The 19,283-nt window shown below is 31.5% G+C and carries 16 protein-coding genes; 8 read left to right on the forward strand and 8 right to left on the reverse strand.

Annotated elements, in window-relative coordinates; genetic code table 11:
* Positions 1 to 177: 177 nt before the first annotated feature.
* The 8 genes from ABNT65_RS16915 to ABNT65_RS16950 form a co-directional block, all read right to left on the reverse strand.
* Entirely contained in the window at positions 178 to 2,142 is a 1,965-nt protein-coding gene (locus ABNT65_RS16915; protein WP_348705489.1) for a protein-disulfide reductase DsbD family protein, read from the reverse strand.
* A gap of 4 nt (positions 2,143 to 2,146) precedes the next feature.
* Positions 2,147 to 3,481 carry a tRNA lysidine(34) synthetase TilS gene (gene tilS, locus ABNT65_RS16920; RefSeq protein ID WP_348746401.1) on the reverse strand — a complete coding sequence of 445 codons (1,335 nt, stop codon included), beginning with the start codon at positions 3,479 to 3,481 and terminating at the stop codon, positions 2,147 to 2,149.
* Complete coding sequence (locus tag ABNT65_RS16925; RefSeq protein ID WP_348705493.1) at positions 3,474 to 4,307, reverse strand: lysophospholipase; 834 nt, start codon at positions 4,305 to 4,307, stop codon at positions 3,474 to 3,476. The genes tilS and ABNT65_RS16925 overlap by 8 nt, the downstream gene beginning before the upstream one ends.
* 54 nt (positions 4,308 to 4,361) lie before the next feature.
* Positions 4,362 to 5,675 carry an anthranilate synthase component I family protein gene (locus ABNT65_RS16930; RefSeq protein WP_348705495.1) on the reverse strand — a complete coding sequence of 438 codons (1,314 nt, stop codon included), beginning with the start codon at positions 5,673 to 5,675 and terminating at the stop codon, positions 4,362 to 4,364.
* Positions 5,676 to 5,743: 68 nt separating this feature from the next.
* On the reverse strand, positions 5,744 to 8,017 hold the full coding sequence (locus ABNT65_RS16935; protein ID WP_348705497.1) for a sodium-translocating pyrophosphatase: 2,274 nt from the start codon (positions 8,015 to 8,017) through the stop codon (positions 5,744 to 5,746).
* 117 nt (positions 8,018 to 8,134) lie between these two features.
* Positions 8,135 to 8,662 carry an inorganic diphosphatase gene (locus ABNT65_RS16940; protein ID WP_348705499.1) on the reverse strand — a complete coding sequence of 176 codons (528 nt, stop codon included), beginning with the start codon at positions 8,660 to 8,662 and terminating at the stop codon, positions 8,135 to 8,137.
* Between the two features lie 101 nt (positions 8,663 to 8,763).
* Positions 8,764 to 11,292: a DUF5686 and carboxypeptidase-like regulatory domain-containing protein gene (locus ABNT65_RS16945; protein WP_348746402.1), complete on the reverse strand. Its 2,529-nt coding sequence runs from the start codon at positions 11,290 to 11,292 to the stop codon at positions 8,764 to 8,766.
* A 72-nt stretch (positions 11,293 to 11,364) separates the two neighbouring features.
* Positions 11,365 to 12,345 carry a pyruvate dehydrogenase complex E1 component subunit beta gene (locus ABNT65_RS16950; protein WP_348705503.1) on the reverse strand — a complete coding sequence of 327 codons (981 nt, stop codon included), beginning with the start codon at positions 12,343 to 12,345 and terminating at the stop codon, positions 11,365 to 11,367.
* Positions 12,346 to 12,608: 263 nt separating this feature from the next.
* On the opposite strand from ABNT65_RS16950, the gene ABNT65_RS16955 reads away from it, so the two are divergent.
* The 8 genes from ABNT65_RS16955 (at position 12,609) to ABNT65_RS16990 (ending at position 19,276) form a co-directional block, all read left to right on the forward strand.
* A complete protein-coding gene (locus tag ABNT65_RS16955; protein WP_348705505.1) occupies positions 12,609 to 13,349 on the forward strand; it encodes an electron transfer flavoprotein subunit beta/FixA family protein in 741 nt (246 codons plus the stop codon).
* Between the two features lie 70 nt (positions 13,350 to 13,419).
* Positions 13,420 to 14,373 (forward strand): electron transfer flavoprotein subunit alpha/FixB family protein, encoded by a 954-nt coding sequence (locus tag ABNT65_RS16960; protein WP_348705507.1) that lies wholly within the window; start codon positions 13,420 to 13,422, stop codon positions 14,371 to 14,373.
* Between the two features lie 148 nt (positions 14,374 to 14,521).
* Positions 14,522 to 15,127, forward strand: coding sequence for a bifunctional nuclease family protein (locus tag ABNT65_RS16965; RefSeq protein WP_348738583.1), 606 nt, complete (start codon positions 14,522 to 14,524; stop codon positions 15,125 to 15,127).
* A gap of 18 nt (positions 15,128 to 15,145) precedes the next feature.
* Entirely contained in the window at positions 15,146 to 16,870 is a 1,725-nt protein-coding gene (locus ABNT65_RS16970) for a NupC/NupG family nucleoside CNT transporter (RefSeq protein ID WP_348746403.1), read from the forward strand.
* Between the two features lie 108 nt (positions 16,871 to 16,978).
* On the forward strand, positions 16,979 to 17,161 hold the full coding sequence (locus ABNT65_RS16975; RefSeq protein WP_348705512.1) for a hypothetical protein: 183 nt from the start codon (positions 16,979 to 16,981) through the stop codon (positions 17,159 to 17,161).
* Between the two features lie 91 nt (positions 17,162 to 17,252).
* Complete coding sequence (locus ABNT65_RS16980) at positions 17,253 to 18,077, forward strand: thymidylate synthase (protein ID WP_348705514.1); 825 nt, start codon at positions 17,253 to 17,255, stop codon at positions 18,075 to 18,077.
* A gap of 90 nt (positions 18,078 to 18,167) precedes the next feature.
* Positions 18,168 to 18,350 (forward strand): hypothetical protein, encoded by a 183-nt coding sequence (locus ABNT65_RS16985; RefSeq protein ID WP_348705515.1) that lies wholly within the window; start codon positions 18,168 to 18,170, stop codon positions 18,348 to 18,350.
* Positions 18,332 to 19,276 (forward strand): dihydrofolate reductase, encoded by a 945-nt coding sequence (locus ABNT65_RS16990; RefSeq protein WP_348705517.1) that lies wholly within the window; start codon positions 18,332 to 18,334, stop codon positions 19,274 to 19,276. Before ABNT65_RS16985 ends, ABNT65_RS16990 begins: the two co-directional genes overlap by 19 nt.
* The last annotated feature ends 7 nt before the right edge of the window (positions 19,277 to 19,283 follow it).

The raw sequence follows: 19,283 nt of genomic DNA on the forward strand, positions 1-19,283 counted from the left end.
AAAATAAATTCTTTTAATAAAATATATTTTAATGTGTAATAATATTTTTTGATTAAGTTAAATAAGAACTTAATTATTTTTAGTAGTTAGAAAAATATAAAATATTAAAGGTATAAAAATATAAAGGCTTTCATTTTTAATGAAAGCCTTTATTTGAATATTGTTTTAATAAATATTTTAATTTCCTTTGAAGCGATCTAACCCATCTTTAAGCCACTTATAGTATGTGTCTTTGTCTGTGTATTGTTCTGGTGTGTTTAATACTTCTAGATTAGGGCTTAAAGATACATAAAATGGCTGTGAAGCAGTTTTAAAGTTAGCTATTTGTAATGTAGCCCATTTATCTCCGTAGGTTCTTATTCTTTTTATTTTACCATTAGGCTTGATGTAATCAAACTGTTCTGCTTCAGGTAATACTCTTTCATGATCATCTACGTATAATGATATTAATACATAATCATTATTTAAAACAGAATATACATCAGGTTGGCTCCAAATATTTTCTTCCATTTTACGACAGTTAACACATGCCCATCCTGTAAAGTCTAGTAGTATAGGTTTGTTTACAGATTTAGCGTATGCAACACCTTCATTAAAGTCTTTGAAACAATTTAAATTTAATGGACATTGATTGTCTTGTTGATAAATACTATGGAATTGAGGTGGTGCAAATCCGCTTAATATTTTACCTTGATCCCAAGCCGGCTTTTGCATAACACCAGGTGCTAAATATACAGCTATACCTAATGATAATATACCTAGTAATATTCTAAAGAAAGATATTTTTCCATATTTCTTGCCTATAAATCCAAAAAGATATAATGCCATTAATAAGGCTAATAAGGCCCAAATACCAATAAAAATTTCACGTTTTAAGATATTCCAATGACCTACTAAATCTGCATTTGATAAGAATTTGAAAGCAAAAGCTAACTCTAAGAAACCTAAAATAACTTTTACAGTGTTTAACCATCCTCCGGATTTTGGTAAAGAATTTAACCATCCTGGGAACATTGCAAATAAAGCGAAAGGTAAAGCTAATGCAGCACCAAAACCTACCATACCAGCGGTTAATTGCATTGCACCTCCATTAGATGTCAATGAACCTGCTAATAATGAACCTAAAATAGGACCAGTACATGAAAATGAAACAATAGCTAAAGTTAATGCCATAAAGAAAATCCCTATTATTCCTCCAATTCCAGAAGCTGAATCTGCTTTATTACTCCATGAGCTAGGTAAAGTTAATTCGTAAAATCCAAAGAAAGAACCAGCAAAGAAGATAAGTACTAAAAAGAAGAATACATTTAACCATACATTAGTTGAAATGTTGTTTAAAATCTCTGGATCTAATGTGTCTAAGAAGTGGAAAGGTAAACTTAATAAACCATAAATAAGAACGATAAAGAACCCATACATTATAGCGCTTCCTAAGCCTTTCCCTTTTTGCTCAGACCTCTTTGTAAAGAATGAAACTGTTAAAGGAACCATTGGGAATACACAAGGTGTTAAGAAAGCCAAAAGACCTCCTACAAAACCTAATAAAAAAATATTTAATAAGCTGTCTCCTTGTTTTTCAGTTGCTTGTTCTGTTGAGCTTTTTAATAAAGCGGTGTTTTTTAAGTCAAGTTTTAACGATTGAGATAACATCTCACTTTTTTCATCTACTTCAGCAACAGTTTGTTCTACTTTTTGTCCGGTTAATGAAAATGTAAAATCTTCATCAAAAGGCAAACAGTATTCCTTACATACTTGGGCGTCTAGATTAAGAGTGATTTGAGTTAAAGATGGATCTGTAAGGTTTATTCTTTGGATTAAAGTAGCTTCTTCAACAAAGAAAATTTCATCTTTTCCCCATATTTCACTGAATTCTGTTTCAGTCTCACTTTCTTTGGCTTTACCACTTAAGGTATAACCTGATTGCCCTTCAGCGGGTGTAATTGTCATGGGAAGTGAAGCATCCTCTGGGTTATATTGGGAATATAGATGCCAATCTTCTGCAATTACAACATTAAAAATTAAATCATATTCGGTGTCCGAAACTTTTTCAACAGTAGGCGTAACCAAAAGAGGGTTATCATCTGTCTGGGAGAATGTAACGAAACCTATAAAAAATAAAATCAGAGTAAAGAGTTTTTTCATTCTATTAATTGTTTACAGGGGTTGATATATACTTAACTTGTACTATATTAGTTGTCTTGTCTGAGGGTAAAAAGCGTCTATCTTGACGTTTTCCTAAAATCCAAATAATTTCATTTTTATCAGAGCAAAGCAACCATATATTTTGTTTTTCAATTAGTGATATTTTCTCGTCTTTGAAAAATTTACTTACTTTCTTTTTACCTTTCATTCCTTTGGGGTAAAAGAAATCACCATCGTTCCACTTGCGTAAAGTTAGGGGGTAATTTAGTAAATTTTTATCAACATATATAGTGTTTTTATCTAAAGATACTTTTTTTTGAACGTTTTTAAATGATAAATTTATAGGCTCACTGATTTTTTTTGTATTACAAGTTATTGTAAAGTGCTGTTTATCAGTGGTTGTTTTTTTATCAGACGGTAAAAGTAATAAAAAATCTCTGTCTTTCAATAATATGTGAGATTTTGTTAGAATCATTTTTCCTGATTGTGCATTAATTAAGTTATAAACATCATTCCATTCGGTAAAACCATAGGATTTTAAAAAGTAATAAAGATATGCTTTTGGGTTGTTTAAGTTGTTGAGTTCTTTAATGCTAAGTTTAGTTGTATTTTTGTCATAAGATACAACTTTTGAGTGTTTTAACGAAACACCTTCGTCAATTATTTGTTGACTTTGTTTTAAGAATGTAGCTGTATTATTAAATGTTTTCGTAAGTCCTGGGTTAATTTCTTTTAAAATAGGTATAACTTTATGGCGTATTTTATTCCTTAAGTATTCAGTATGAGTATTACTGCTATCATCTCGCCAAGAGATATTTTGAGTTTTAGCAAATTGAATTATTTCTTTTCTTGAGAAGGGTAATAAAGGTCTAATTATATAATTATTTATTTCTGGTATACCAGTTAATCCCTCAAGTCCAGTTCCTCTAGTAAAATTAATTAAAAAGGTTTCTATATTATCATCAGCATGATGTGCGGTTGCTAAAAAATCGAAATTATTTGTACTAACGATTGTTTTAAACCAATTGTATCTAAGGTGTCTTGCTGCAACTTGAGTTGATTGTTTATTTTTTTTAGAATGTAATTTAGTGTTAAATCTAATGTTAAATATTTCTAAATCTAACTCATTTGCTAGTTCATTTACAAATAGTTCATCTTCATCACTTTCTTCGTTTCTTAACTGAAAATTACAATGAGCTAAAGCTATCGGGTAGTTTAGTTTTTTTAATAAACAGGTTAGTACAACACTATCTACTCCACCAGAAATGGCTATTAAAGTTTTCTTTTCTTTCAGAAAAGGAAACTTTGTAGTTAAATGTTGTTCAAATTCTTTAAGCATTCGTTTCTAGCTGTTTATTTAACCAATCAATAATGTTATTTAGCATTTCTTCTTTACATAGATCATTATGTAGTTCATGGTAACCGCCATCATATAACTTAATTGTTGCGTAGTTAGTATTGTCTGCAAACTCTTTTGTGCCTTTATGGTCTATTATTTTATCAGAAGTACCATGAAGTAATAATGTTGGAGTTTTAAGTAATGATGCATTTTCTATAGCCCATTGACCTGAATCTATAAAGGTTAATGAATAATTCGGACTTATTTTGTCATGAACTAATGGATCATCAATGTATTTTTTAACTTCAATTTTATCTCTTGAAATATTTTGAGTCTCAATTTCATTTCCTAATGTTATAGATGGGGCAATTTTTTGCATTACTTTTCCTAATGATAATTTCCATTTTGGAGGTTGAAAGGCAAGTTTTAAAAAAGGACTCGTAGCTATTAGTCCTGATAATTGGTGTTTCTTTCGTAATGTAAAATTTATAGTTGCATTTCCGCCCATTGAATGACCATACAAAAATATCGGTTTAGATTCAAAAAAATCATTAGCTTTATCTATAAGAATAGAAATACTTTCTAATACGTATTCATAACCTGGATTATGACCTCTCTTACCTTTGGTTTTTCCATGCCCAAAATGATCAAAAGCAATAACTCCAAATTGATTTTCTGCAAGCTTTTGAGCAACATGTGCATAACGTCCTGAATGTTCACCCATTCCGTGGATAATTACAATAATAGCTTTAATTGATTCTGGTTTCCAGTACTGTCCAAAAAAAGTAGTTTTATGATAGTTGAAATTAAATTCTTTGTGAATCATTAAGTAGATTTTAAGTTAATAGAAGGCTTCTGTTTATTAGTAAATATAAGTAAACTATTTGGAGTTTAATAAGACATATTTCATAGCTTTGGCTTTTAACAGACATTCTTCATATTCTTTTTCAGGGATTGATTTAGCTGTAATTGCTCCTCCAACAGAATACGAAATATATTGTTTGTTTTGGTCGTATAAAATACTTCTGATAATTACATTAAAGTCAAAATCATTATCAGGAGTAAAATATCCAATAGTTCCAGAGTATAATCCTCTTTTGGTTTCTTCTAGTTTCTCAATGATTTCCATTGCAGATATTTTTGGAGCTCCTGTCATACTACCCATAGGAAATGTGTCTTTAATAATATCAACAGGATGAATATTAGGTGCAGTTTCAGAAGTAATTGTAGAGATCATTTGATGAACTTGTTTAAATGAGTACACTTTACACAATTCTTCAACTTTTACAGTTCCTTTTTTAGCTGTTCTTGATAAGTCATTTCTAACTAGATCGACTATCATTATATTTTCTGATCTTTCTTTTTCATCTCTAGCTAGATCAAAAGCTATTTTATCGTCTTCTATTTTATTAATTAAACGTTTAGCAGTTCCTTTTATTGGTTGAGAAACAATCTTATTTCCCACTTTTTTGATATATCTTTCAGGTGTTGCAGAAATCACATACTGTTCGTTATTTTTAAAAAAAGTAGCAAAAGGGGGTTCAGAAATTTCATTTAAGTGTTTGTATATTTTGTAAGGGTTAATTGTAGAGTTTTCTATATAAAATTCCTGACAAAAATTAGCTTCATAAATATCGCCTCGATGAATGTGTTCTAAAACCTTACTTACTTTTTCGTGATATTCATCTTTATGAATTCTTAGCTTTATTTTTATTTTTTCAGAACTTTGTGGTTTGTTTAGAGATAAACTATTAGGGTTTGTTTCATATATTTCCTCAAAATCTTCTTCTAGTTCATCATCAATCATTTGTAAATAATGAAACTCTACAGTGCTTTCTTTAATGAAAATTAATTTTTGAGGTTGAAAAAAATAAAGATCAGAGAAATTTAACCCATCGAAATTGTTGGAAGATAATTGTTCAACATCATTTTTAACATCGTATGAGATGTATCCAAAAATATAATCCTTAGTATAAGATTGATATTCTTTTAATTTATCAAAAGCATTATGGTAGTCAGTTTTGATTGATGTAAATTCTTCTATGGCTAAAGCGCAATCAAAAGAAGTATATGTTTGGTCATGATTGTTTGAGTCTAACCAAACAAAGGTGTCAAATTGTGTACTCCAAATAAAAAGCTTTTCTTTAAACTCCTTTGGATTGTCTATTGAAAACTCACGAACCGTTCTAATCATTAGGCAAAAATAATAAACCCGATAGAAAAAGTAACTATCGGGTTTTGAGTTTTAGTTTAATATTTAGTTTAACTTATTTTTTGAGGTTTAATTTCTTTTTTATCTTTATTTAATTTTAGAGAAACATTTTCTGTTTTTTTTAGCTCTATTTTTATTTCTTTTTCAGGTTTGTTATGTGCATGGTCTTTTGAAGCATGACCTCCTAATATAGGTGCGATAACCAAACCAACTAGACATGTAAGTTTTATTAAAATATTCATAGAAGGTCCAGAGGTGTCTTTGAATGGGTCTCCAACAGTATCGCCAGTAACAGCTGCTTTGTGCGCATCTGAGCCTTTGTAGGTCATTTCTCCATTAATTTCAACACCAGCTTCAAATGATTTTTTAGCATTGTCCCAAGCGCCTCCAGCATTATTTTGAAAAATAGCCCACATTACACCAGAAACACAAACTCCCGCCATATACCCGCCTAAAGGTTCAGCACCAAAAACCAGTCCAATTATAATAGGAGTAATAATGGTAATTAAGCCAGGTAAAATCATTTCTTTAAGTGCAGCTTTTGTTGAAATATCAACACATTTTGCGTATTCAGGTGTACCAGTACCTTCCATGATGCCTGGGATTTCTCTAAACTGTCTTCGCACTTCATGAACCATTTGCATGGCAGCTTTACCTACTGATTGCATTGCTAAGGCTGAAAAAATAACAGGGATCATCCCTCCAATGAAAAGAGCTGCTAAAACATCGGCTTTAAAAATATTTATTCCATTAATACCTGTAAAAGTAACATAAGCAGCAAATAAAGCTAAAGCAGTTAATGCTGCTGATGCAATTGCAAACCCCTTACCAACTGCAGCTGTAGTGTTTCCTACAGAGTCTAAAATGTCAGTGCGTTCTCTTACATGTTCTTCTAGTTCACTCATTTCTGCAACACCACCAGCATTGTCGGCTATTGGTCCGAAAGCATCGATAGCTAATTGCATAGCAGTTGTTGCCATCATTGCTGAAGCTGCTAAAGCGACCCCGTAAAAACCAGCGAAAAAATAAGAGCCATATATTGCAGCTGCAAATAGTAAAACAGATAAGAAGGTTGATTTCATTCCTACGGCTAAACCGGCAATGATATTAGTTCCGGCTCCAGTTGCACTATTTTGTACAATATCTAATACTGGTTTTTTTCCTAAACTAGTATAATATGATGTAACCATAGATATTAAAGCTCCCACAGCCAATCCAATACAAGATGCCCAAAAAACACTAGAAGAGGAAATACTTTTTATACCTTCTCCAAAGAAATTCATCTGAATAGTTTCTGGAAGCATCCATTTTATTAAAAAATAACTGGCAATTAAAGTAATTATTATAGATGTCCAGTTACCAGTATCTAAGGCCTTTTGAACTTGACTTTCTTTAGCATTATTATCTTTTATATTTACTAGAAAAGTGCCTATAATAGAGGCAATAATTCCTACACCAGCAATAACTAATGGTAATAAAATAGGCCCCATTCCATTGAATTCATCTTCGAATTTTGTAGTAGTAGACATGTCTCTAATGACATAATTACCTAATACCATTGCTGCTAGAACCGTGGCTACATAGGAACCGAATAAATCAGCTCCCATTCCAGCAACATCACCAACATTATCGCCAACATTGTCAGCTATTGTAGCTGGGTTTCTGGGGTCATCTTCAGGAATACCTGCTTCAACCTTACCTACTAAATCGGCACCTACATCAGCTGCTTTTGTATAAATACCACCACCAACTCTAGCAAATAAAGCAATAGATTCTGCACCTAAAGAGAAACCAGCTAAAGCTTCTAATACAATAGTCATTTCATTATAGAAATCACCTTCTTGGGTGATGAATTGAGATATAAAAAGTAAAAAAAATAAACTTAAGCCTAATACAGCTAATCCAGCTACACCAAGTCCCATTACAGTACCACCACTGAATGATACTTTAAGAGCTTGTGGTAAGCTTGTTTTAGCAGCTTCAGCTGTTCTAGCATTGGCATCTGTAGCAATACGCATACCTATATTACCAGCAAGAGCTGAAAAAATTGCTCCAATTATAAAAGCTGGAACAATCATGATGCTTGTAGTATCAACAATTTGAGAGATTCCGAAGAGTGCTATTGATGCGATTGCAACGAAGATTAAGAGTAATCTATATTCGGCATTTAAAAAAGCAAGTGCACCTTCCTTAATGCTTTTTGAAATAGATTGCATTTTGTCACTACCAGCGTCTTGTTTTTTTACCCAGACCATTTTTATATACATAAAAATAAGTCCTAAAATTGCCAATATTATTGGCACAAAGATCATGTTTTGTTTCATGTTTTTACTATTTGATTAGTTATATGTGTTTGTAAATATAACAAAATCAATAGCTAAACAAAAAACCTCTAATGAGCATTAGAGGTTTTATTAATGTAAATAAAAAATATTTTATTTTTAGATAACAAAGTTACCAGCTTTCTTATGCTCGCTTTCTTCGTATCTGTCTAAGCATTTTTGTAAAATTTCATAAGCTTCATTGGCATCACCCCAATCGCCTATATCAACTTTCTTTTTCTCTAAGTCTTTATAAACTTGGAAAAAGTGAGTGATTTCTTGTTGTCTATGTGGGTTTAAATCAGATAAGTCATTGTATTTGTTCCAAATAGGGTCAGATACAGGGACGCATACTATTTTTTCATCAGGTCCTTTTTCATCAGCCATATGGAAAACACCAATAGGCTTAACTTCCATAACACACATAGGGAAAGTAGGTTCAGCACCTAATACTAATACATCTAATGGATCTCCATCTAAAGCAAGTGTTTGAGGTATAAATCCGTAATCACCTGGATACATCATAGAAGAGAATAGCATTCTGTCAAAACGTATCTTTCCAAGATCAAAGTCGTACTCATATTTATTTCTACTTCCTTTAGGGATTTCTATTAAAACATCAACTGTTTTTCTTTCTTTTGCAGTCATATAATTATCTTATCTTCGTTTCTAAAATTGGAAGGCAAAAGTAGTGAATTTTTGACACCTTATTGCCTATGTTATGTGTTATTTTAGGGTTAAATATATGGTTATAAGCCAGGTTTAATACCAATGCGTATAGCAAATTTAGGTGTTGGAGCAATTATAGAGCCATTTGGTGGAGTATAATTACTTCTCCATACAGCATCAATACGTAAAAAGCGTAAATTACCATATCCTATATTTTCAATACCTACACCGTATTCGTAGTAAAGTTTATTAGGTGTATTATAGTTAATGTTAGCAATTCCTCTTGTATTAACTATCCCATCATTAATAGCTCTATTTTCATTTGAAATTGTACCATAGGCTGCTCTAAAAGTTACTAAACTCCTTAGTTTTAATTTTTTTAATAAAGGAATTCTATTTAAAATGAAACCATTAAAATGGTGCTCTAAATGTGTCGCAGCATATGTGTCAGTTACAAAATCGTAATAGTTTAATAACGAAAAAGTATTTTTAACTAACGATAATGATTGGTTAGCAGGTACAGGGTTGAGTAATCCAATAGGTACTGTGCCAAAAGTTTTACCTCCTTCAATTGTAGCGTCTAATAAACCAAATTTTCCTAGTAAAATAGGTTGGCTATATTTGAATTGAATTTTATCATAACTATGAGATCCGTTAAAAGGCCCTTTATATCCTTTACGGTAGTTTAAAACTAGAGTAGGGAAAATATTTTTACCAAAGCGTCTTTCTACTCCATAACCATAAACAAATCGCCCTGGTGTATATGAGACATAAATATCAGAAGCTACATCTGTAATTTGAGATCTCAATTGGCCTTGCTGATCTATGTAGCTCATAGAAAAGTGTTTTTCAGATGCAGATTTTATTCTTGCATGAGATAAGTTTAGTCCAATATGTAAATTTTGTTTAACTTGGTAATCAAAATTTGCAGCTATTTTTTTAACATCTGAAAGGAAGAAATTATCCCCTCTGTTTAAAAGGGCAGTTGTACCAAAGCTCCTACCTAATAATTGTGTTGTGTTTAGTAAAACACTACCTAATTGTTCAATATCATTTTGATAGGCTAATCCAACAGCTATTCTTGGTTTGTAAGATAATAAATACCTAGCTTCAGCCCCGTATTTTATTCTTTTATCTTTAAAACCATAGGCAACATGCCCACTTAACCTAAAACGATCATCTTTTGTTTTAAAAGTTCTAAATCCTAACTTCGTTCTAAAGCCCTCTACTTGGTTGTTGGCAAAAAGTGTCCAAAAAGGACCAAATTGTACGCCAAATCTAGTGTTGAGGTATCCATTAGCTACTGTGTTAATGAAGCCTGTAATGTTTTGAATTTTCTTTTTACTTTTTACATTTTCAATTAAAGAGTATGTTTCTTTATCTACATTACTTACAGTTTTGTTCCAATAGTTCTCTTCTTTCTTAAATTGATCAGGTCTGATTTTTTCTATTTCTTGAGTGTAGAAAATAGCAGGTTTAGGTTTGTTTAAAATATACTGATCAAAAGCAATGGATTTTTTAATAGTAAGCCCTTTATTACTTTCGTTTTTATCAACTAAAGTAAAATCACCCTCATAAACATTTTTTGTAGGAAGATATATGCTATCATTTTCAACTTTAAATTCTTTTTCAAAACTTAGTCCTCTAACAAAATTTAGGTTAATGCTCTTGTGGACTCTCATTTTAATTTTTTTGATAGAGTAGTTCTTGTCTGCTATCCAAACATTACCTTGGAAAGCTAAATCACCATCTCTTCTAGGAAAGAAATATATGTTGTATAATTTTTGTTTATTTTTTACAATACTATCGTACAGTACATAGTCATAAGTAGCAAAACCATCTGATGAAAGTGGGCTTACAAATGATTTTTGGAGTAGTGTAATGTTGTTTCTAAAGATATCAACATTTTGAAAAGTCATAGACATACGGTCAAAAACAAAACCCTGAGCACCTAAACCTTCTTCACGTTCAGCTTCAATATCTTCTCTTACTCTATTATTAATATTATCACCATAAACATTGGTAACTTGCTCGTTTAAGTATACAGGTATATAATAGTTAATTCCATCACTATCATATTTTACTTGTTTAATGTCTTTTTGGTAATTTTCTTTGAAAATACTTTTTAAAAATACAGTATCTAAGTTATTTAGCCCTATTTCTATAGCTGTATTTTTTTTATACTGATAATGGTCAACAAGGTTTAGTCCAAGTTTTCTTTTACGTTTCCATAACTCTTTTAATATTTTGTATGCGGGATTTTCTTTTTTCTTAAGTCTTTTTTTAGGTTTGGTTACTACAATTACTTCCTCTAACTCGTTTGAAACTTCTTTTAAAACAATGTTAAGATGTTTAGTTTTTTGATTAACCTTAATGGTTTGTGTTTCAAAGCCAACAAAAGATACTTCTAAAGTACCTCTGAACTTTTTCGTTTTCAAGAAAAATTTACCATTATCGTCTGTAGTGGTTCCGTAATTAGTGTTTTGTAAAAAAACATTTACATAAGGTAAAGGGTTATCGAATTCATCTACCACTTTTCCTTTTAATGTTAATTGAGCACTAACTGAGGATGTTACGATAAAAAGTAAAAATAAAAGCTTTTTTTTCATTTTAGTATTTTACTGCAAAATCCTTTTGGTTTATACAACCAAAAGGATTTTATTTTTTCGTTTTCAATTATTTTATTTGACGTATAAAACTTCTTTTACAGCTTTGACTACATCATTAGAATTTGGTAACCATTTTTCTAATAAGACCGGTGAATATGGGGCAGGAGTATCTGCTGTAGTTATCCTTTTAATAGGAGCGTCTAAATAATCAAAAGCTTCATCCTGAACTCTAAAAGTAATTTCAGAAGCTACACTACCAAAAGGCCAAGCTTCTTCTAAAATTACTAATCTATTAGTTTTCTTTACAGATTCTAATATAGCTTTATGATCCATAGGTCTTACAGTACGTAAGTCAATAATCTCAATTGAAATACCTTCTTTAGCAAGCTCTTCAGCAGCTTTGTATGCTTCTTTAATAATTTTACCAAAAGAAACAACAGTTACATCTGTTCCCTCTCGTTTTATATCAGCAACACCTATAGGGATAATATATTCTCCTTCTGGAATTTCCATTTTATCACCATACATTTGTTCTGATTCCATAAAAATAACTGGATCATCATCTCTAATAGCTGCTTTAAGTAAGCCTTTAGCATCATATGGGTTTGAAGGTACAATAACTTTTAATCCAGGGCAGTTCGCATACCAGCTTTCAAAAGCTTGAGAATGCGTAGCTGCCAATTGTCCAGCCGATGCTGTTGGGCCTCTGAAGACAATTGGGCAATTAAATTGTCCACCGCTCATTTGTCTAATTTTAGCTGCGTTATTTATAATTTGATCAATTCCAACTAAAGAAAAGTTGAAAGTCATGTATTCTACAATTGGGCGATTTCCATTCATTGCTGAACCAACAGCAATACCACCAAAACCTAACTCTGCAATAGGGGCATCAATTACACGCTTAGCACCAAATTCATCTAGCATTCCTTTACTAGCCTTGTAGGCACCATTGTATTCTGCAACTTCCTCACCAATTAAGTAAATGCTTTCATCTCTGCGCATTTCTTCACTCATTGCTTCGCAAACGGCTTCTCTAAATTGTACTGTTTTCATACGTTTTATAAGTAGTTGTTTATCAAGAGTGCAAAAGTAATAAAAATAGCTGTAAATAAAAGGTTACATTTTTCTTAAAAACGAAGGGATGTATAGTTTTTATTAGTTTATGAGGATAATTATTGAGTGTATTACTTAAATTTGTATGTGTAAGAGGTGTTAAATAAAGAAAAAACAAATAATTTACTATGCGTGCATAGTAAATTTAAAAAAAATGCGTAACTTCGTCGAGTAAAAAATAAGATTCTTTAAAACAACAATATATGAAAATATTAGTATGTATCAGTCATGTTCCTGATACCACTTCAAAAATTAACTTTACAGATAATGATACAAAGTTTGATACGAATGGAGTGCAATTTGTTATAAATCCTTATGACGAGTTTAGTTTAACTAGGGCAATGTGGTTTAAAGAAAAGCAAGGAGCTTCAGTTACTGTAGTAAATGTTGGGGAAGCTTCAACTGAACCAACTTTAAGAAAAGCACTAGCCATAGGGGCAGATGATGCAATACGAATTAACGCTGTCCCAACTGATGGTTTTATGGTTGCTAAAGAGTTAGCTGAAGTTGTGAAAAATGGAGGATATGATTTAGTTTTGGCAGGGAAAGAGTCTGCAGATTATAATGGTCAAATGGTTCCTGGCATGTTGGCTTCATTAATTGACTTTAACTTTGTAAATGGTTGTGTAGGGGTTGAAGTAGATGGAACAAACGTTAGCTTAGAGAGAGAAATTGATGGAGGAGAAGAAAAAGTGTCTTCTACTTTACCAATAGTTGTTGCTGGACAAAAAGGTATTGTTGAAGAAAAAGATTTACGTATTCCAAATATGAGAGGAATTATGATGGCGCGTAAAAAACCTTTGAGTGTTGTTGAACCAGTTGGAGCTTCAACTACAACTGTTACTCAGACTTTTGAAAAGCCAGCGCCAAAAGGAGCGGTAAAATTGGTTGATAACGTAGACGCTTTGATAGATTTGTTGCACAATGAAGCAAAAGCAATTTAAATAAAAATAATATAAAAATTCAGTCAGGTCTTTTGTAGTTAATAAAGATTTGCATAAAAATATAAAATATATGTCTGTATTAGTTTTTGCCGATTCATCGGAAGGGAAATTTAAGAAAACAGCTTTTGAAGTTGTTTCATACGGAAAAAAAGTAGCAGAACAGTTAGGTGTTGATTTAGTGACATTAACTATTAATGGTGGAGAGGCTTCAGAGTTAAATGCTTATGGAGCAGATAAAGTAATAGAGGTTAAGAATGATTTAACTTCTTTTAATGGTAAAGCATACGCTTCAATAATTAAACAAGTGGCAGAAGCAAAATCTGCAAGTACAATAGTTATAGACTCTAGTGTAGATGGATTAACTGTTGGTCCTTTAGTTGCTGTTGGTTTAGAGGCTGGTTATGCATCTAATGTGGTAGCTTTACCGTCAAGTACAGCACCTTTTGTAGTTAAAAGAAAAGCTTTCTCTAATAAAGGGTTTAATAATACGGAGGTTACAACTGATAAAAAAGTGATTGGAGTAGCTAAGAACTCATTTGGAGCCCATGAAAATGCTGTTTCTGGTTCAGTAGAGAGTTTTGAGGCTAGTTTACCTGAATTAGGAGTGAAATCTGAGTCTATTAGTAAGGCTACAGGTAAAGTTACTATAGCTGATGCAGATGTCGTGGTTTCTGCTGGTAGAGGATTGAAAGGGCCTGAAAATTGGGGGATGGTTGAAGAGTTAGCAGACGTTTTAGGAGCGGCTACAGCTTGTTCAAAACCTGTTTCAGATTTAGGTTGGAGGCCTCACAGTGAGCATGTAGGGCAAACTGGTAAGCCTGTTGCGTCAAATTTATATATTGCTATAGGAATATCTGGAGCTATTCAACATTTAGCAGGGGTAAATGCTTCTAAAGTAAAAGTGGTGATTAATAATGACCCTGAAGCGCCATTTTTCAAAGCTGCTGACTATGGTATTGTGGGAGACGCTTTTGAAGTTGTACCTCAATTAATAGAAAAGCTTAAAGTGTTTAAGCAAGGGTAATAAAAAAGTATAATTTTCTTTTTAAAAGAATTTATAAAATAACACATAATTTTTAGTAAATTGTGCCCACTTAAATAGGGCTGTCTAAAACTTACAAACTTTAAGCCTAAGTTATAGACAGTCTTATTGTTTTTATGATGATGTTTACATGAGTTTAATTAAACTAACTATTAAGGGAATTTCATATAGCCAAACTCAAAGTGGAGCTTATGCTTTAGTGTTAAGTGAAATGGAAGGTACGAGAACGTTACCTATAATTATTGGAGCTTTTGAGGCGCAATCTATAGCTATAGCTCTAGAGAAAGAAATAAAACCTCCCAGGCCATTAACTCACGATTTGTTTAAAACTTTTGCTGATAGGTTTTTGATAAATGTGAAACAAGTTATTATTCATAAGCTAGTAGATGGTGTTTTCTTTTCAAGTTTGATTTGCGAAAGAGAAGGTGTTGAAGAAGTTATTGATACAAGAACTTCAGATGCTATTGCTTTAGCTGTAAGATTTCAAGCACCAATATTTACTTATGAAAATATATTAGATAAAGCTGGGATTTATTTAAAAATAGACGAAGATATCTCTGAAGAAACTGAAGTTGAAGAAAGTGAGTTTGAGCTTTCTTTTGATGAAGGAGCAGAGGAGGAAGCTTTTAGTCAAATATCTCTTGCTGAATTAAATGAGCAATTGAAAGAGGCCGTGTCAAATGAAGACTACGAGCTTGCCGCTAAAATCCGAGATGAGATTAGCAAACGATCTTAATTTATTAAAACTTTTAGAATGAAGAAATTATTTACACTTATAGTGTTTTGCGCTACATTGTTAACATTTGGTCAAAACATAGATAGAAAGTGGAATTTTTCATCGATTACTACGACTAATGGTACTGAATTATTTTCAGTTACAGAATTAGATACAATGAAGTTGTCATCAGGTGAATTTAACTATTCGTTAACTGCAAAAGATAACCTAAAAGCTTCAGGAACATATATCCATCAGAATAATTTATTAATATTTAATTACAAAGAGCCCAAAGATACCGTAAGGTATTATAATATAGCTCAGTTAACAGATACATCGTTAGTGTTATCTGAGAAGAGCGTATTCTATAGGTTTTCAGCTAATAAGGTTATCGAAAAGAGTGTAGTTCCTTTAAAAACTGTTGAAAAAGAAAATAAAAAATCAGAAATTATAGCTAGTCAGGGTTTCTCCATAAATAGTTTATGGCGAGGTATGTTAGGTATGTTTACGTTGTTGTTTTTGGCATTTGTTTTTAGTGCGAATAGAAAAGCTATTGATTGGAAAACTGTTGGTCTTGGATTGGCTTTTCAGTTGTTAATAGCTGTTGGCGTACTGCAAATTCCATTTATTCAGAAAATATTTGAAGCTATTGGAGGTGTTTTTGTTAGCATTTTAGATTTTACAAGAGCAGGAAGTAAATTCTTATTTGAAGGCTTAGTAGTTGATATGGATACTTTTGGATTTATTTTCGCTTTTCAAGTATTACCAACAATTATTTTCTTTTCTGCTTTAACATCACTTCTATTTTATTTAGGAATTATTCAAAAGGTTGTAAAAGTATTGGCTTGGTTGTTAAGTAAAACTTTAAAAATCTCTGGAGCAGAAAGCTTATCAGTAGCAGGAAATATATTCTTAGGGCAGACAGAAGCACCTTTGCTAATTAAGGCGTATTTAGAGAAAATGAATCGTTCAGAGATCTTATTAGTAATGATAGGAGGTATGGCAACGGTAGCGGGAGCAGTATTAGCAGCTTACATTGGTTTTTTAGGTGGTGATGACCCTACATTACGTTTGCAGTTTGCTAAACATTTATTAGCAGCTTCTGTAATGGCTGCTCCTGGAGCCATAGTTATTTCAAAAATATTATACCCGCAAGCAGAAGAAGTGAACACAGATGTAAAAGTTTCTTCGGAAAAGATAGGGTCAAATATATTAGATGCTATTGCTAATGGAACAACAGAAGGTTTGCAGTTAGCAATGAATGTGGGAGCTATGTTGTTAGTTTTTGTGGCTTTTATAGCTATGATTAATGGGATTTTTGGTTGGATAGGTGATGTTACTTCTTTGAATGGTTGGATGGCAGAAAATACACCCTATGCTAAATTTTCTTTAGAAGCTATTTTAGGGTATTTGTTTGCTCCATTGATGTGGTTAATTGGTGTTGCTAGTGAAGATATGGCATTAATGGGACAATTATTAGGTATTAAATTAGCAGCGAGTGAATTTGTAGGGTATATTCAATTAGCAGAGTTGAAAGATGTAGCAAATGCGACACATTTAACGTATAATAAATCAATAATAATGGCAACTTATATGTTATGTGGTTTTGCAAACTTCGCATCAATAGGTATCCAAATAGGAGGTATTGGTTCATTAGCTCCAGGACAAAGAAGAACATTATCTGAGTTTGGTATTAAAGCACTTATAGGTGGTACGATCGCATCTTTAATGTCAGCTACCATAGCAGGAATGATAATAGGATAAATTTTAAGATTTTATAACATTAAATTCTGTTTTAGTTTATATTTAGTTTTTTCTGCAGGTTTTTTTTAATAATTTTATAATGAATTAAATTATTTAAATTAACTAACCATGAAAAAATTAAAAGATTTAAAAGGAATGAAAGTTCTTTCTAGGAAAGAACAAAATGAAGTAAACGGTGGGTTTAGAACTTACTGCGGGGGGCCAAGAAAGTGTTGTGTAAGAATTTCTACAGGAGTAGAATTCTGTGATTATGGTTACTGTATGGGTAACGGGCAATGTGTTTGGGCGTAAGCAGTTAATAACTTACTGAAAACAATTTCAAAAGCATTCATAAATTTTATGAATGCTTTTTTAATTTTACCTCAAAATAATAATAGATAAAATGCAGCAGTATTTAGACTTAGTAAAACATGTTTTAGAAAATGGTAATGAGAAAGGAGATAGAACGGGCACAGGTACAAAAAGTGTTTTTGGTTATCAAATGCGTTTCGACTTAAGTAAAGGATTTCCTATGGTTACTACTAAAAAACTACATTTAAAATCTATTATTTATGAATTACTATGGTTTATAAAAGGAGATACGAATATTCAGTATTTGCAAGAGAATGGGGTTCGAATATGGAATGAATGGGCGGATGAAAAAGGAGATTTAGGACCTGTATATGGGCATCAATGGCGTAATTGGAATAGTGATGAAATAGATCAACTAAAAGAAGTAATTGAAACTTTAAAGCAGAATCCTAATAGTAGAAGAATGTTAGTTTCTGCATGGAACCCTTCTGTACTGCCAGACACCTCAAAATCTTTTTCTGAAAATGTAGCTAATGGAAAAGCAGCATTACCTCCTTGCCATGCTTTTTTTCAGTTTTATGTAGCTGATGGAAAGTTATCTTGTCAATTATACCAAAGAAGTGCCGATATTTTTTTAGGAGTTCCATTTAATATTGCGTCTTATGCTTTATTAACGATGATGATGGCTCAGGTTTGTGGATATGAAGCAGGAGAGTTTATTCATACTTTTGGAGATGCTCATATATATAACAATCATAAAGAACAATTAGAGTTACAATTATCTAGAACACCCAAAACACTACCTACAATAAAGATTAATTCTGCTATAAAAAATATTGAAGATTTTACATTTGAAGATTTTGAATTATTAAATTACGAACCTCACCCGCATATAAAAGGTAAAGTAGCTGTTTAATTTTAACGTTCTTTTATAGTTTTTAATAAAAGAATTTAAAAATAGAGTTGTTATTTTAGTATAGATTGTTTAACCCAAAACAAAATAAAAATGACTGCAGAAATAGATGCCATAAAAGAAAGTATATACGATAAAATAGCTGAAATTAATGATGAAAATGTATTAATAGCTATCCAGACTATTATTGAAAATATAGATAATAGTAGTGATGATAAAATTACTAATAAAGAAGATTTTACAAGTTATATAAAAGAATGGGTGAAAAATATGTAGAAGAACATATTCAGGCTTTAACTGATATAATAGAATATTTCCCTAAGAAGTTAGCTTTTATTTCTGAAAAAGAATGGACAGAGAAAAGACAAGGTAAGTGGAGTAAAAAAGAAGTTTTAGGGCATCTTGTAGATTCAGCTTTTAATAATTTGCAACGTTATATTCGTGTACAATATGAAGAAGTACCACATATTGTTTATTATCAAAATGAATGGGTACAGTTACAAAATTGGCAAAATGTAAAAGTAGAAGATATTATAACTTTATGGATCGCTATCAATAAGCAAATAGTTGTTATATGGCTTAATTTTCCTAAAGAAAAAGTGAAATCTCGAGTAAATGTATCAAAAGATAAAGAAGAGATTTATACTTTTGCCGAGCTTATAGAAGATTATATTCAACACTTTAAGCATCACGCAAAACAAATAATACCTAAAATGATTACAGTTATAGCTGCTATTGGTAAAAATAATGAACTAGGAAAAGGAAATGATTTAATCTGGCATTTACCAGCCGATCTTAAAAGGTTTAAAAAGACGACTAGTGGTCATCATATTTTAATGGGGCGAAATACTTTTGAAAGTATAGGGAAGCCATTACCCAATAGAACAACAATTATCATAACAAGAGATAAAAGTTATACTAAAGAGAATTGCTTAATAGCCCATAGTGTAGAAGAAGCACTTGAGTTAGCAAAAGGTGATGATGAGATATTTATAATTGGAGGTGCACAAATATATGCTGAGGTTTTAAAAAGTGATTATGTGGATAAATTAGATATAACACATGTTCATCAAGATTTTGAAGCAGATGTTTATTTTCCTGAGATAGATACAGCGCTATGGAAGGAAGTAAAAAGAGAAGATTTTAAAGCTGATGAAAAAAATAAATACGCCTATAGTTTCGTTTCTTACAGTAGAAAATAGAAAAAGC

This window comes from Tenacibaculum sp. 190524A02b, from assembly GCF_964036645.1.
Taxonomy (GTDB): domain Bacteria; phylum Bacteroidota; class Bacteroidia; order Flavobacteriales; family Flavobacteriaceae; genus Polaribacter; species Polaribacter vairaonense.